This is a genomic window from Pseudenhygromyxa sp. WMMC2535 (genome assembly GCF_011083025.2).
Genome location: NZ_JABJWV010000001.1, coordinates 6,429,059 through 6,442,240, shown reverse-complemented (window position 1 = coordinate 6,442,240; position 13,182 = coordinate 6,429,059). Strand labels below are relative to the sequence as shown.

Genomic DNA, 13,182 nt, shown 5'->3' with positions numbered 1-13,182 from the left:
CCCTCAGCGGCAGCGCAGCGAGACCAGGGCCGAGACCGCCGCGCCCTGCAGCAGCCCCAGCGGCTGGTTGACCAGCTTCCAGCCCAGGCGGTTGCCGATCGAGCGGTTGATCCGGGCCTCGAGAGCCTGGAAGTTCCACAGGTGATCCGCCCCGCCGCGGCTCTTGGGCCAGATGTGGTCCGCGTCCTTGCCGTCGAGCTTCACGCCCATCTTCTTCCAGTAACGGCGGACCTCGGCGCGGCTCATCTTGCCGTCGCAGAGGGTGCGCAGGGCCTTGTCCGAAGACGCAGCCAGGACCAGGCTCGCCGCGGCCAGGCGGTAGTTGGTCTCGGCGCGCTGGTAGTCCTCGACCGCCGCCCGATAGACGTCCGAGGCCTCGGCGTGGGTCTGCCGCGCGCGCTCGAGGCTCGCGGCCGCGTCCTCGAGCGCAGCGCCTGCCTGCGACCACGTGGCCGCGAGCGCGTCGAGCTGGACGTGGAGGTCGGCGACCCGCCCCTCGTAGCCCGCCAAGGTCGCGTCGTCGTCCGCTGCCGCGGCCGCGAGCGCGTCCATGCGCGCCTGCGCGTCGGCCTCGGCACTGGCCGCGCCCCGGCCCGCGCAGCCCCACAGCCCCGCGCAGCCCCACAGCCCCGCGCAGCCCCACGACACGGCGCAGCACCACAACCCGACGCGGGCCGCCCTCGGGCTCGGCGCGAGCCTGTGACGCTTCGACCCACGCACGCGCTCGGAGTCTGTGATTTTTTCCCGCACACCGGCATCGGGGTCCTCAGGCGTGCATGGCGTCGTGCGGGAAAAATTCACAGACTCTCAGTCCTCCGGCGTCGTCGCCATATCGAGCTCGAGCTCGAGGTCACCGCGCTCGCAGGCGGACAGGCGCGAGACCTCGACGCGGAGCTGCTGCTGCTCGGTCTGGAGGCTCTGGTGGCAGGTCGGAGCCTCGCCGCACTCGCCCTGCGTGGCCCTGCCCGCCAGGTAGCCGCCCGCGCAGCCGGCCAGGGCCAGCGGGGCCAGGGCGCCGCCGGTGGCCACCCCCGCGAGGATCCCCAGGCCGCAGCCGCCGAGCGCCTTTTTGCTGGTGCTCGCGTCGTTCTTGGCCGCGCAGGCCTCGAAGCGCGAGAGCTCGAGGCCACAGCGCGCGCGCTGCTCGGCGAACTCGGCCTCGGCGACGATCCGCGCCGCCCTGCACTCGGCCTGCCGGGCCTCGGCGCGGGCCAGCGCGAGCTTGTCCTCCGCGCTGGTGATGGCCTCCCCGAGGTCCTCCAGCCGCGCCTGCCGACGCACCTCCTCGCGCTCGAGCTCGTCGAGGCGCGCGTCGAGGGCCGAGGCCTGCCTCGACGCGCCCGCGCAGCCCACAGCGCCGGCGCAGGTCAGGATCGCGAGCAGCGCGGGCGCGGGCAGGGAGGATCGCACTGCCGCAGTGTACGACCTCCGCGCGCGGACCGGCACCACCGCGCGCGCGGTCCCAGCGAGCCGGCTCAGCGCTCGCCCAGCGCCCGATCCTTCGCCGCCTCACCGTCGACGACCACGCCGCGCAGCAGCGGCTCGTCGAAGCCCGGTGGCCAGCGCGTGCCCGCGTCCGCCTGGCTCCCCCGCAGGTCCACCTCGGAGAGCGTCACGCCCTGGAGATCGACCCCGCGCAGGTCCGCCCCGCGCAGGTCCGCCCCGTCCATGCGCGCGCCCTCGAGGCGCGCGCCCACGAAGCTCGTCCCGCGTAGATCCGCCTCGCGCAGGTCCGCCTCGCGCAGGTCCGCCTCGCGCAGATCCAGCCAGCGCATGCTCGCCCCGCGGGCGTGAGCCCCCCGCAGGCCCAGGCCCTCGGTCCTGGCGTGATCGAGGCGCGCGCGCTCGAGGCTCAGGCCGCCGAGCTCGACCCCGCGCAGGTCCGCCTTGTCCATGCGCACGCCCTCGAGGCGCATGGAGCCGAGCGCGACGGCACGCAGGTCGCGGCCACGCAGGTCACCGCTGTCCAGGGGCTCTTGCTGCACCGGGCCGGGGTCGCGGGCCTGGGGCGCGGGCTCGCGGCCGCCCTCACAGGCCACCGCCGACATCCAGGCCAGACCCAGGGCCAGACTCGAGACGCGGCTGCTCACGTGTCGGCCTGCCCGCGCTCGACCAGGCCGTCCCCGTCGAGGGCGCGGATCGCCGCGCGGATCGTCTCGGGCACGGCGAGCGAGCGCCCGCCGGCGTCGTAGTCGACCATCACGATCACCACCTCGCCCTCGGCGACGAGCTCGGCCCGCGCCTCGGACCACACCCGGCTGCGCAGGCGCATGCTGCTGCCCCCCAGCGCGACGCAGGCGGCGCTGACCCAGATGTGATCGGGGAAGGCGACCGGCGCCCGGTAGTCGCAGCTGACCCGCGCGAGGATCGGGCCGACGCCGGCGCCCCCCTCGGCGCGGCTCTCGTGCATCAGGGCCGCCACCCCGACGCGCTCGAACCAGGCGAAGCGGACGTTCTCGAACCACCGCAGATAGATGGTGTGGTTGACGTGACCGAGGGCGTCGAGCTCTCCCCAGGCCACGGGCTGGCGCATGCTGACGGGCGCGACCAGGGCGTCTGGGGCTGCGAAGCCGGGCGGGGGCGCGACGTGATCGACCATCGCGCCGATGGTAGCGCGCGGCTCAGTAGATCGGGTAGGGCGCGTAGCTCTCGATCTCCGGCGCCTCCATGAAGGGCAGCCGGTAGTACTCGAGCAGGCCGCGGCCGGTGAGCAGCGCCGCGAAGAGCAGCGCCGGCAGCAGGGCCACGAGCACCCCGCGGATCAGCGAGGTCACGTGGGTCCGGGCCAGGGCCACGCTGAGCAAGACCATGGCCAAGAGCACGGCCGCGCCCACGCAGAACACCCAGACCTCCGGCGGCACCCCGAGCCCGACCGTCAGCACGTCGAGGACGCCGACGAGCAGCAGCGAGGGCGCGAGGGCCAGGCCGTAGGCCCGCATGCTCGCGCCGATCGAACGCCGCGCGCCGCCGGTCAGGGCCAGGCCGATGTGGGCCAAGATCCCGCCGAAGAAGTAGAGCGTCGGCAGGCCGATGGGCACGAGCAGCAGCAGCCACAGGCGCAGGACGTCGGCGAACTGAGCCCCGATGATCTCACCGATCACGCTGGGCCGCGCGAGCGGGCCGGGGACATCGTCGAAGAACCATTGCGCCCAGGCCAGGGCGAGCGCGATCAGCCACAGCGGCAGGCGCAGCGTGGCCAAAAAGCCCAGCACGCGGGTGTGATCGACGGGCTCGTCGACCACGCGGAAGCTCGCGCTCGGCGAGACGATCAGCTGGACCAAGGTCCGCGCGCAGCGACCCAGCCAACCCTCGCCGCGGTTGGCCTCCAGGGGCAGCGCGCGGGCGCGAGGATCCAGGTGGCAGGCCCGGCAGATGTCCGGCGCGCGCAGCTGAGCGCGGCGGTCTTCGGGGCCCTCGAAGGCCGCTCCGCAGCGGGCGCAGTGGTCCTGTGCCGCGGTGGCTGTCGCTTCGGGCTGGCCCAAGGTCGGGGGAGTGTAAAGCCAAAGCGAGCCGGCGACGAGCGCGGCGCCAGCCCGGGCGCTAACCCCCAAATCCTCGCCCGCACGCCTCGTCCAGCCCGCCTCGCACAAAACGTCACTGCGTCAGCCCCGCGCAGTGACCCGCCTCGCAAGGCGAGCGCCCTCCCCGGCCCCCACCCTTTTCACGGCCCCTCGCGGGTGTCTATGGTGGCCCCGTGCCCACGCTCATCCAAGCCCGTCGACGATCCCTGCGAGCGGCGCGTGCCAGCGAGGGTCACCCGATCCCCCGCGACCGTCACGGCGACCACGACCGCGGCCGCGGCCGGCGCTCGATGACCCTGCCCGCCTTGCTCGGCCTGCTGAGCACCCTCGGCCTGGCGAGCGCGAGCGCCTGCAAGGATCAGAGCGAGAGCCACCCGCCGCAGCACTACGGCGACAAGGAAGAGGCCCTCGCCCGCTTCGAGGAGCCCGAGCGCGACGCCTGGGCCAAGCCCGGGCAAGTGGTCGACGCCCTCGCGGTCGCCAAGACCATGGACGTCGCCGACATCGGCGCGGGCTCGGGCTACTTCACCCGGCGCCTCGCCCACGCCGCCTCGGCCGGCACGACCTACGCCGTCGACGTCGACGCCGACTTCAAGACCCACATCGAGACGCACCGCGACGACTGGGGCACGCCCAACATCGAGACCCGCCTCGCGGTCTACGAGCACCCGCTGCTGCCCAAGGAGAGCGTCGATCTGGTGTTCATCTCGAACACCTACTCCTTCTTGCAGGAGCGCGTCGCCTACTTCACGGCCGTGCACACTGCCCTGCGCCCGCGCGGGCGCCTGGCGGTGATCGACTGGCGGACCGAGGCCGACTGCCCGCGCAGCCTCGGCTGCCCCAAGCCCAAGCAGCGCGTGCCCAAGGAGCTGGCCCTGCGCGAGCTCTCGCAGGCCGGCTTCGTGGTCCTCGAGGACCACGACTTTCTGGAGTACCAGTACTTTTTGATCCTCGGCCGCGTCGAAGATCAAGCCGCCGCCGAGCCGCCCCCCGAGCCAGACGCCGCGGCCACCGACGGCCCGACCGACGTCGACACCGACATCGACGCTGGCGTCGAAGACGACGCACCCAGCGACGACGACGCCGCCGCGACCAGCGACGAGGCGATCAGCGACACCAACGCCGAGTAGGAGCTCCTCTCGTGACCCACGCCCAGCCCATCCCAGACGCCCCGCCCTCTCTCGACCGCGACGCCGTCCTCGACGGCTATCGCCGGGCCCTCGACGCCCTCGACGCCGCCCAGCAAGACAAGGGCGCGTGGGCTGGCGAGGCGATCTGGAACCCCATGCTGATCTGCCAGTACGTGATCTGCATGCACGTCGTCGGTCGGGAGATCCCCGCCGACCGCAAGGCCCGGATCCGCCGCAGCCTCGAGCTCCAGCGCAAGGTCGACGGCGGCTGGGGCATGCACCCGGACCTCCCCCCGAGCCAGGAGCCCGGGCCCCACGCCCTCCCCGGATCCCCCCTCCCCGGCGGCCTGGCCGGCAAGTACGAGTCGTGGCTCTTTCACACCTTGCTGGGCTACGTCGCCCTGCGGCTGATCGGCGAGGACCCCAACGATCCCCTGCTCGCCGACGCCCTCGCGTGGATCCACGCCCACGGCGGCCCCTACCACTCGCCCACCTGGGGCCGGGCGTGGCTCGCCCTGCTCGGCCTCTACCCCTGGGAGCAGGTCCAGCCGCTGCTCCCCGAGCTGTGGCTGTTGCCCGACGAGTCGCCCATGCACCCGCGGCGGCTCTACTGCCACATGCGGCTGATCTACCTCGGCCTTTCTTATCTGTGGGGCGCCCACGTCCAGGCCAAGCGAAGCCCCCTGCTCGACGCCCTGCGCGACGAGCTCTACCCCGAGGGCTGGGACCCCGAGCGTTTCGCCGCGACCCGCGACGAGATCGCCCCGACCGACCTCTACGAGCCCGTCGGCGCCGCCTTGCAGTGGGTCTTCTCCGGCGCCCGGGTGCTCGCCAAGGCCGTCCCCGGGCCGATCCGCCGCCGCGCCCTCGATCGCGCCTGGGAGCACATCCAATACGAATTTCGCAGCACCGACTGGGTCTGCCTCAGCCCGGTCAACGGCATGCTCTTTTGCCTCGCGACCTGGTCGCGCGACCCCTCCTACCCCGAGCTCGATCGTGCCCTCGCCGGCATCGAGTACTGGTTTTGGGAGGACGAAGAGGAGGGCCTGCGGATCTGCGGCGCGCGCTCGGACATCTGGGACACGAGCTTCGTGATCCAGGCGCTGTGCGAGGGCCCCGAGCTCGACGCGGCCGCGCAGCTCGTCGGCCGCGCCACCGCCTGGCTGCCCACGGCCCAGCTGCGCGCCGACATCCCCGGCGGCCGCCAGCACTATCGCGACCCGGCCCGCGGCGGCTGGGGCTTCGCCAACGAGCACCATCCCTGGCCGGTCAGCGACTGCACCGCCGAGGCCCTCGAGGCCCTGATCCACGCGGGCGCCCGGGGTTGGGACGATGACGACGCCCGCCTCGGCGCCGACATGCGCATCGCCGCCGTCGAGTTCGTGCTCCAGCGCCAAAACGACGACGGCGGCTTTGGCTCCTACGAGTCCCGGCGCGGGTCCATGGCCCTGCGCCGCTTCAACCCCGCCGAGATGTACGGCAACTGCATGCTCGAGTACTCCTACGTGGAGTGCACGGCCAGCTGCGTGCGCGGCCTCGCCGTCGCCCGCGACGCCCTCGGCGCGCGCATGCCCGGGGCCCTCCACGCCCGCGTCCACGATGCCATCGAGGCCGGGGTCCGCTTCTTGCTCGCCGCCCAGGAGCCCGGGACTGGCGCCTGGCCAGGCTTTTGGGGGGTCAACTACACCTACGGGACGTTCTTCGCCGTGTCCGGCCTGCTCGCCGCGGGCCTCGATCGTGAGCACGTGGCGATCCGCCGCGCGGCTCGCTTCTTGATCTCGCGTCAGCGCGAAGACGGCGGCTGGGGCGAGCGCTACGAGGGGGTCTTGGAGCAGCGCGAGCGCGATCTCGATCCCGACGAGCCCAGCCGCGTGGTCCAGACCGCCTGGGCCGTGCTCACCTTGATGCAGGCCGCCCCAGAGCGTGGCCACGAGGCCATCGAGCGCGGCGTGGCCTTTCTCCTCGAGCGCCAGCTCCCCGAGGGCGGCTGGCCACACGACGCGGCCATCGGGGTGTTCTTCAACACCGCCGTCCTCGACTATCGCCTCTACAAGCTCGCTTTCCCGACCTGGGCCCTCGCGCGCTGGCTCGGGCAGTGAGCGAGCCCTGCGTGCCAGGTGACCTTGGGGCGCGCCGCCCCAAGGTCCCTGATCGCGGCAAGTCGCCATTACCCACCAAAAGCTCATTTTGGAGATTTTGGAGGTTTGCTACACGACCTTTATTGTGGTCGATGCGATCACAATGACTCAAAGTTCACGAGTCATGCGCGATGGCGCACCGGCACGGATGTTGCTGAACCAACACCTATGGTCGATCCTTCGTATGCACGTCGAGGACGCGCCCTGGCTCCAGTCGGGATCGCTTGGGCCGGCACCCTCGAGTCGACGGTCGCCTATCTCAGCGAAGGTCAGCCCACCGGCGCGGCCTGGCGCCTCTTTCTGGACCGCATTCGCCGCGCCAATCGCCCGCTCCTGCTCCGCCTGAGCGACGGCACCCAGCTCGACGCCCGCGCCCGAGAAGAGCTCGCCGAGGCCCTCGGCTCGACCCGCGTCTCGCTCGTCTCCAGGGGGTCGCAAAAGCACAGCGAGGCCACGGCCCTGCGCTGGCTGGGCGTCGAGGCCGAGCACTTCGAGCCGCGCGAGCTCCGGCGCGCGGCCAGCTTTTTGGGCGTCGACCTCAACAAGGTGAAGGCCGCCCTGGCGGGCCTCGACGGCGCCGCGGCCTGAGCTCGCCCCCTCGCTCCTCCCCCTCGCCCCTCCCCCTCGCCCCTCCCCCTCCCCGGCCATCCGAAAAGAAGACCTCCACCAGTGGAGGTCTTCTTCGTTTTGGCGCGACCCCCCGTTCACTTCACTTCAGCCCTGGGTCCAGCGCTTTGGCCCCCAAATATGAACAACCTCCCATTACCTCGAATACAAGGAGTGAAGAGTCGAGCCTCAGGCGTTTCGCCACGCCGCCCCGTGCCGCGCCATCTCGCCCTCCCGGCCCAGCCCCGCAACCCACCCCGCAACCCTCGTTCCTCGCCATACACGACGAAAGTCGAGCGCGCGCCGATTGGTACGCGAGTTGCTCCGTGCACGAGCATGGTGAATCACTTGTCGCATCGCTACGTGTTCATGACCGATCAGTTCGACAGTGAGCTGGCCTGGGCGAGCGACTTCGAGGCAACCATCATCGTCTTGCGCGGAACCGAGCTACACGGCCGCGCCTGGGCCTCCCTCCTGGCTCGCCTGCGCCGAATCAAGCGTCCCGTGCTCCTCCACGCGCACGCGGGCAGCGGCCTGAACGTGACCCAGCGTGGCCAGCTCGCCGACGCCATCCATCACCAGGCCCCCGTCGCCGTGCTCGCAGAGGACAAGGGCGGCCGCGAGCTGGGCATGGCCCTGCGCTGGCTGGGGGCCGACGCCACGGTCTTCACCCCCGACCAGCTGCTCGGGGCCGCGGCCAAGCTGGGCCTCGAGGCCGCGCACCTGAGCTCCAGCTTGCGGGCGCTCGGCCGCGCGGGCCTCGATCTCCAGGCCGTCGACCAAAAGCTCCAGGCCTACTCGAGCGGGGTCTTTGGCGGTCTATGATCCCCCCATGCGCCACCGCGCCCTCGACTCCGCGCTCCTTATCTCGATGGCCTGCGCCTGCACGGGCGGCGAGACTAGCGAGCTATCCAGCCCCGATCCCTCCAGCCCCGATCCCTCCAGCCTAGAACAGCCGAAAGACAGCCAGACAAAGCCCCAGGCTGACGCCCAGGACACCGCGGCCGACTACTTCCTGGCCGTCGTCGGCCAGACCGGGGTCTGCATCGAAGGTAGCGAGGACCGCTGGACCGCGCTGCGCCCCACCTTGGGCTGGACGCCCACCGACGAGCTCGAGGGTGACCCGCTCGCGGCCCTCCTCGACCGCCCGGTGCTCGCGCGCGGTTCCGCCGACGCCCTCGTCCCCCAGGAGCTCCCGCCCGCCGACGGCCCCGAGCGCATCTGCCAGAACATGCAGATGCGCAGCGACTGGGTCGCGGGACCGCGGGGCTTCCTGGTCGACCACGGCACGCGCCTGGACCTCGAGCACTTCAGCGTCGCCAGCGTGCGCCCCCTCGACGAGCTCTCGATCCGCCGTGAGGGCCAGGAGCTCGTCGTCGAATTCGAAAACCCGCTGCCCTTCGCCCTCGAGGACCTCGGCATGCGCGTGCACTACGAGGGCTGCTACGGCAAGCCCGGGAGCACCTCGCTCGACACCGAGGTGCTGGCCCGCCTCGAGCCTGGCGCCCGCGTCGAGCGTCGCTTCCCGGTGCTCGCCGAGCAAGATCACCCCGGCCCGCGCAAGGCCGGACCCTCGGCGCGCCAGCACCTCGCCAGCGCCCTGGTCATCGCGGTCGGCGGCGCCGAGACGCCCGCGGGCGCCCAGCTCCACGTCGACCTCGACCTCCCCCTGCGCAGCGTCGACGGCCTCGCTCTCGCCTGCCCCGAGCGCTGAACCCAGCCCCTAGGGGCGACCTGCGCCAAAGGGATTCTTGAGCTGCTCGTGCTCTTTTATCCGCGGCTTGCGTTGGCGCTTGCTCGCCTCGTCGTCGACGCGCTCGAGCTCGTGGCGAAAGCGACGATCCCCGCTGGGCACGAGCTGAAAGTCGTAGTCCGCGTAGCCCTCGGCGACCAGACGCAGCGGGATCGGCTGCTTGCCCCTGGCCAGCTCGAAGCCCTCCGGCGCGTTGGTCCAGCCCAGGGAGGCGCCCGTCTCGGGATCGATGATCTCCGCCTCGACGTTGGTCTCGATGATCACCGAGACCGGGCCGAGCTGCGGTGACGCGGCGACGCTCCCGAGCTCGGTCGCGGCCGCCTCCTCTCGCGGCGGCGAGGCCTGGGCCTGGTCCGCCTTCGGCTCATCGCCCGCGCGCCAGACCAGGGTCAGCGACGCACCCAGCGCCAGCAGGCCGACCCCCGCGAGCAGCGGCCCGATCCACCGCCAGCGCGCCGCCTTCTTGGCCGCCTGGTCGGCGAAGCGCATCGGGCTGACCACCTCCGGGCGCCCGGCCGCGTCGTCGTCCATGGTCCGCAGCCGCCGGCCCACGCCGAGGCCGACGATCGCCTCGGCGAACGCCGCCATGCTCTCGAAGCGGTGATCCGGCTGCTTTTGCAGCGCCTTGCGGGCGATGGCCTCGACCCCGTCGGGGACCTCGACGCTCGGCGCGAGCTCGGCGAAGCGCGGCGCCGGATCGTAGCTCTGGGCCATGAGCACCTCGACGTAGCTCTCGCCGGTGAAGGGCAGCTTACCCGTGAGCAGCTCGGTCATCAGCACGCCCAGGGCGTAGATGTCGACGCGGTGGTCGACCTCCTGACCCTGGGCCTGCTCCGGGGCCACGTACTCCGGCGTCCCGACCACGATCCCCGTCTTGGTCAGCCGCCCGCTCTCGGTGGCCTGCTCGCCCAGCAGCTTGGCCACGCCAAAGTCGATGATCTTGATGAAGTCGGGATCCCCCTCGGCGCTCACGCGGATGCAATTGTCCGGCTTGAGGTCGCGGTGGACCACGCCGAGATCGTGGGCCGCGGCCAGGCCCTCGGCGATCTGAAGCAGGAAGTGGGCGACCCGCGGCCAGGGCAGCGGCCCCTCGCGCCGGAGCGTCTCGCCGAGGCTCTCGCCCTCGAGATACTCCATCACGAAGTAGGGCGCGCCCTGGGGGGTCTCGCCGAAGTCGCTGATGTCGATCACGTTGGGGTGATCGACCTGGGCCGTCGCCCGGGCCTCGAGCAAGAAGCGCTCGACGAGCACGGCCTTGCCGCGGTGCTTGTCAGCGAGGACCTTGATCGCTACCTGCTTGCCGATGCGCTCGTGGCGAGCGAGGTAGACCTCGCTCATGCCCCCGGCACCCAGTGGCCGGAGCAGCTGGTAGCAGCCGCCGAGCAGGTCGGGGTCGTGCCCGTCTTTCTTGCCCGCGTGCGAGCCCTCGCCAGCCTCGGCGCTCGGCTCGAAGCCAGGCGGAAGCGAAGCTGGCGGCTCCGTACCGCCCCGCATCCCCTCGTAGCCGATCTTGGTCTTGCGCGAGTCGGACATGGTCCGCGAGAGCGAGCATAGTTCAGCTTCGCGGGCTCCGCTGTGTGCCCCGACCCCGTAGCAAACGCCCGTTCTGGCGTTCTGCTCGCCCCTGACTGACGCTTCTCTCGATCACGAGTCACTTGTTCAGTATCCTCGCGGCGTGGCCCCAGAGGCGCCCGAAGACCGCGAGCGAGTGGCCTGCGTCGAGCTGCCGGCGCTCCCCTTGCAGCTGCTCTTGCGCGAGCAGCCGCAGTGGCGCGCGCTCCCGGTCGCCGTGGTCGAAGCCGATCGACCCCAGGCCAAGCTGCTGTGGGTCAACGAGCACGCCCGCGCCCTGCGGGTGCTCCCGGGCATGCGCCTGGCCGCGGCGCGCAGCCTCGCCCCGCAGCTGCGCGCCAGCGTGGTCCCCGAGGCGCAGATCAGCGCGGCCATCGACGCGCTCTTCTCCCTGCTCTCGGGCTTCTCCCCGCGGGTCGAGCCGCAGCAAAACGAGCCCGGCACGCTGTGGGTCGACCCCTCGGGCATGTGCTTGCTGTGGGGCGACCTCGAGCAGTGGGCCGAGAGCGTGTCCGCGGCCCTGAGCCAGCAGGGGCTGCTCGCCGCCGTCGTCGTCGGCTTTCATCGCTTCCGCTGCCAGGCCATCGCCCGCTCGCGCCCCGCCCTCGAGCCCAGCGTCTACGTGCTCGCGGATCCCCGCCGCGAGGCTCGCCTGGCCGCGGGCGTGCCCCTGGATCGCCTCGGCTTCTCGCCCACGCTGCGCGACGAGCTCGCCGGCCTCGGCGTGCACACCCTCGGCGAATTCATGGCCCTGCCCCGGGCCGAGCTGCGCGCCCGCTTTGGCGTCGAAGCCCAGCGCCTGCACGCCCGCGGGGGCGACGACGACTGGGCGCCGATGCAGCCGCGAGCCTTCGTCGACCCGATCCGCGACCACGTCCAGCTCGACCCGCCAGAAGAGAAGCTCGAGCGCCTGCTCTTTCGGATCAAGCCGGCGCTCGAGGGCCTGCTTCGCCGGCTCGCCGATCGCGGCGCCGCCATGTCGCGCCTGCGCCTGACCCTCGAGCTCGACCACGCCGACGGCCAAGCGCACCTGCTCGAGCCCGCGGCGCCCACCCTCGACGCCATGCAGCTGCTCGAGCTGCTGCGCCTGCGCCTCGAGGCGATCGGCGCGGGCCTGCCCGCCGGCGTCGAGACCTTCACCCTCGAGCTCGAAGGCCAGCGCAGCGACCCGCGCCAGATCGCCTTGTTCCGCGCCCAGCAAAAGCGCGACCTCGAGGCTGGCGAGCGCGCCCTCGCCCGGCTGCGCGCGCTCTTTGGCCCCGAGTCCGTCAGCGTCGCCGCCCTCGCCCCCGCCCACCTGCCCGAGGCCCGCTTTTGCTGGACCCCCCTGACCCGCCTCGCCTACCCCGATCCCCAGCGCATGCAAGTCGACGGCGAGCTCCCGCCCCGCGTCCGCCGCTTGCTCCCCCGCCCGCGCCGCCTCGCCGCCACCGACGAAGCCCTGCGCCCGGGCGAGCGCCTCGACCCCAGCCTCGGCGTCATCGCGCGCATGCAGGGCCCCTTTCGCGCCAGCGGCGGGTGGTGGGTGCGCCAGGTCGAGCGCGAGTACTACTACGCCGAGATTGATGGGCGCGAGGGCGAGGCCGAGATCCTGTGGGTGTTCTACGACCGTCCGCGCAGGCGCTGGTACCTGCACGGCTGGCTGGCCTGAACTGGCTCAGGCCCGCTCGCGCGCGACTCAGACCTTGAGCCGCTCGTCGTAGAAGTCCAGCACCTTCTCCATGGCCGCCCAGGTCGGGTGCTCGGGATCCTCGACGAAGTCGAGGGCGAGCACCGAGTGAGCCGTGCGCGGGATCCCGTGGGGGTTGCCCGGCGACGAGTCGATCTCGACGGCGATGAAGTTGTCGCCGAGGACCTCGCGCAGCCTCGCAAAGCGCTCGGGCGGGACCATGAAGTCCTCGGTGAAGCGCAGGCCGAGCACGCAGACCCCGTCCGCGGCGCGCTCGCGGATCGTCGCCAGAGTCTGCGCGTCCACCCCGAGGTCACGCTTTTGCGCCGCCGTGATCCCAAAGGGCAGCGAGGGCTGGCTGAGCACCGGCGCGATCATCCGCGCGTCGCTCATCATCGCCAGGGCAAAGCCCCCGCTGAGGCACATGCCCACGGCCCCGACCCCCGGGCCGCCACAGACCTCGTGGGCGTGGCGAGCCAGGCTGCGCAGCCACGTGGTGATCGGGCTGGCCTTGCCCGTGGCGAACACCGTGAACTCCCGCACCACGCAGGCCCGCGCCAGGGTCCCCAGCGAGTAGCCCAGGCTCGCCGGGCGTCCAGGCTCCCCGATGAGCGAGGGCATGTAGACCCGAAAGCCGCGCGCTCGCACGCGGCGGGCGAAGGCTGCGACCCCGGGGTGCAGTCCGGGCGCCTCGTGGATCACGATCACCGCGGGGCCCTCCCCGGACTCGAACACGGTCCGACGCAGGCCGTCGAATTCGTACTCGCGCGCGTCGAAGTCTGCGTAGGGCATC

13 protein-coding genes are annotated in these 13,182 nt (G+C 72.2%); 6 read left to right on the top strand and 7 right to left on the bottom strand.

Translation table 11 applies throughout. The features are described from left to right. Positions 1–3: 3 nt before the first annotated feature. The 5 genes from G6O69_RS25015 to G6O69_RS24995 form a co-directional block, all read right to left on the bottom strand. Positions 4–720: a hypothetical protein gene (locus G6O69_RS25015; RefSeq protein WP_176397075.1), complete on the bottom strand. Its 717-nt coding sequence runs from the start codon at positions 718–720 to the stop codon at positions 4–6. A gap of 87 nt (positions 721–807) precedes the next feature. Continuing rightward, entirely contained in the window at positions 808–1,410 is a 603-nt protein-coding gene (locus G6O69_RS25010; protein ID WP_172306021.1) for a hypothetical protein, read from the bottom strand. A gap of 65 nt (positions 1,411–1,475) precedes the next feature. Continuing rightward, entirely contained in the window at positions 1,476–2,090 is a 615-nt protein-coding gene (locus G6O69_RS40565) for a pentapeptide repeat-containing protein (RefSeq protein WP_217909909.1), read from the bottom strand. Beyond that, a complete protein-coding gene (locus tag G6O69_RS25000) occupies positions 2,087–2,599 on the bottom strand; it encodes a thioesterase family protein (protein WP_172306020.1) in 513 nt (170 codons plus the stop codon). Before G6O69_RS25000 ends, G6O69_RS40565 begins: the two co-directional genes overlap by 4 nt. Positions 2,600–2,621: 22 nt before the next feature. After that, positions 2,622–3,482 carry a hypothetical protein gene (locus G6O69_RS24995; protein ID WP_172306019.1) on the bottom strand — a complete coding sequence of 287 codons (861 nt, stop codon included), beginning with the start codon at positions 3,480–3,482 and terminating at the stop codon, positions 2,622–2,624. Positions 3,483–3,694: 212 nt separating this feature from the next. Here G6O69_RS24995 and G6O69_RS42340 point away from each other — a divergent pair, with 212 nt between their 5' ends. The 5 genes from G6O69_RS42340 (at position 3,695) to G6O69_RS24970 (ending at position 9,109) form a co-directional block, all read left to right on the top strand. Beyond that, a complete protein-coding gene (locus tag G6O69_RS42340) occupies positions 3,695–4,651 on the top strand; it encodes a class I SAM-dependent methyltransferase (RefSeq protein ID WP_172306018.1) in 957 nt (318 codons plus the stop codon). Positions 4,652–4,662: 11 nt separating this feature from the next. Continuing rightward, complete coding sequence (locus tag G6O69_RS24985) at positions 4,663–6,750, top strand: prenyltransferase/squalene oxidase repeat-containing protein (RefSeq protein WP_172306017.1); 2,088 nt, start codon at positions 4,663–4,665, stop codon at positions 6,748–6,750. A 207-nt stretch (positions 6,751–6,957) separates the two neighbouring features. Continuing rightward, on the top strand, positions 6,958–7,377 hold the full coding sequence (locus tag G6O69_RS24980) for a hypothetical protein (RefSeq protein ID WP_172306016.1): 420 nt from the start codon (positions 6,958–6,960) through the stop codon (positions 7,375–7,377). 354 nt (positions 7,378–7,731) lie between these two features. Beyond that, positions 7,732–8,220, top strand: a complete 489-nt coding sequence (locus tag G6O69_RS24975) for a hypothetical protein (protein WP_172306015.1) — start codon at positions 7,732–7,734, stop codon at positions 8,218–8,220. Between the two features lie 7 nt (positions 8,221–8,227). After that, positions 8,228–9,109 carry a hypothetical protein gene (locus G6O69_RS24970; RefSeq protein WP_172306014.1) on the top strand — a complete coding sequence of 294 codons (882 nt, stop codon included), beginning with the start codon at positions 8,228–8,230 and terminating at the stop codon, positions 9,107–9,109. A gap of 9 nt (positions 9,110–9,118) precedes the next feature. Here the strand turns inward: G6O69_RS24970 and G6O69_RS24965 are convergent, their stop codons facing one another. Further along, positions 9,119–10,681 (bottom strand): serine/threonine-protein kinase, encoded by a 1,563-nt coding sequence (locus G6O69_RS24965; protein ID WP_172306013.1) that lies wholly within the window; start codon positions 10,679–10,681, stop codon positions 9,119–9,121. 142 nt (positions 10,682–10,823) lie between these two features. On the opposite strand from G6O69_RS24965, the gene G6O69_RS24960 reads away from it, so the two are divergent. Beyond that, positions 10,824–12,371, top strand: coding sequence for a DNA polymerase Y family protein (locus tag G6O69_RS24960; protein WP_172306012.1), 1,548 nt, complete (start codon positions 10,824–10,826; stop codon positions 12,369–12,371). A gap of 27 nt (positions 12,372–12,398) precedes the next feature. On the opposite strand, the gene G6O69_RS24955 is transcribed toward G6O69_RS24960, so the two are convergent. Beyond that, the gene (locus G6O69_RS24955) at positions 12,399–13,181 is read right to left on the bottom strand and encodes a dienelactone hydrolase family protein (protein WP_172306011.1); all 783 of its coding nucleotides are present in this window, start codon (positions 13,179–13,181) and stop codon (positions 12,399–12,401) included. Between the last annotated feature and the right edge of the window lies 1 nt (position 13,182).

Coding starts and splice junctions, on each gene's coding strand:
- G6O69_RS24970 (WP_172306014.1), top strand. CDS start 8,228: ATGCGCCACCGCGCCCTCGACTCCGCGCTCCTTATCTCGATGGCCTGC.
- G6O69_RS24955 (WP_172306011.1), bottom strand. CDS start 13,181: ATGCCCTACGCAGACTTCGACGCGCGCGAGTACGAATTCGACGGCCTG.
- G6O69_RS24975 (WP_172306015.1), top strand. CDS start 7,732: ATGGTGAATCACTTGTCGCATCGCTACGTGTTCATGACCGATCAGTTC.
- G6O69_RS25000 (WP_172306020.1), bottom strand. CDS start 2,599: ATGGTCGATCACGTCGCGCCCCCGCCCGGCTTCGCAGCCCCAGACGCC.
- G6O69_RS24965 (WP_172306013.1), bottom strand. CDS start 10,681: ATGTCCGACTCGCGCAAGACCAAGATCGGCTACGAGGGGATGCGGGGC.
- G6O69_RS24980 (WP_172306016.1), top strand. CDS start 6,958: ATGGTCGATCCTTCGTATGCACGTCGAGGACGCGCCCTGGCTCCAGTC.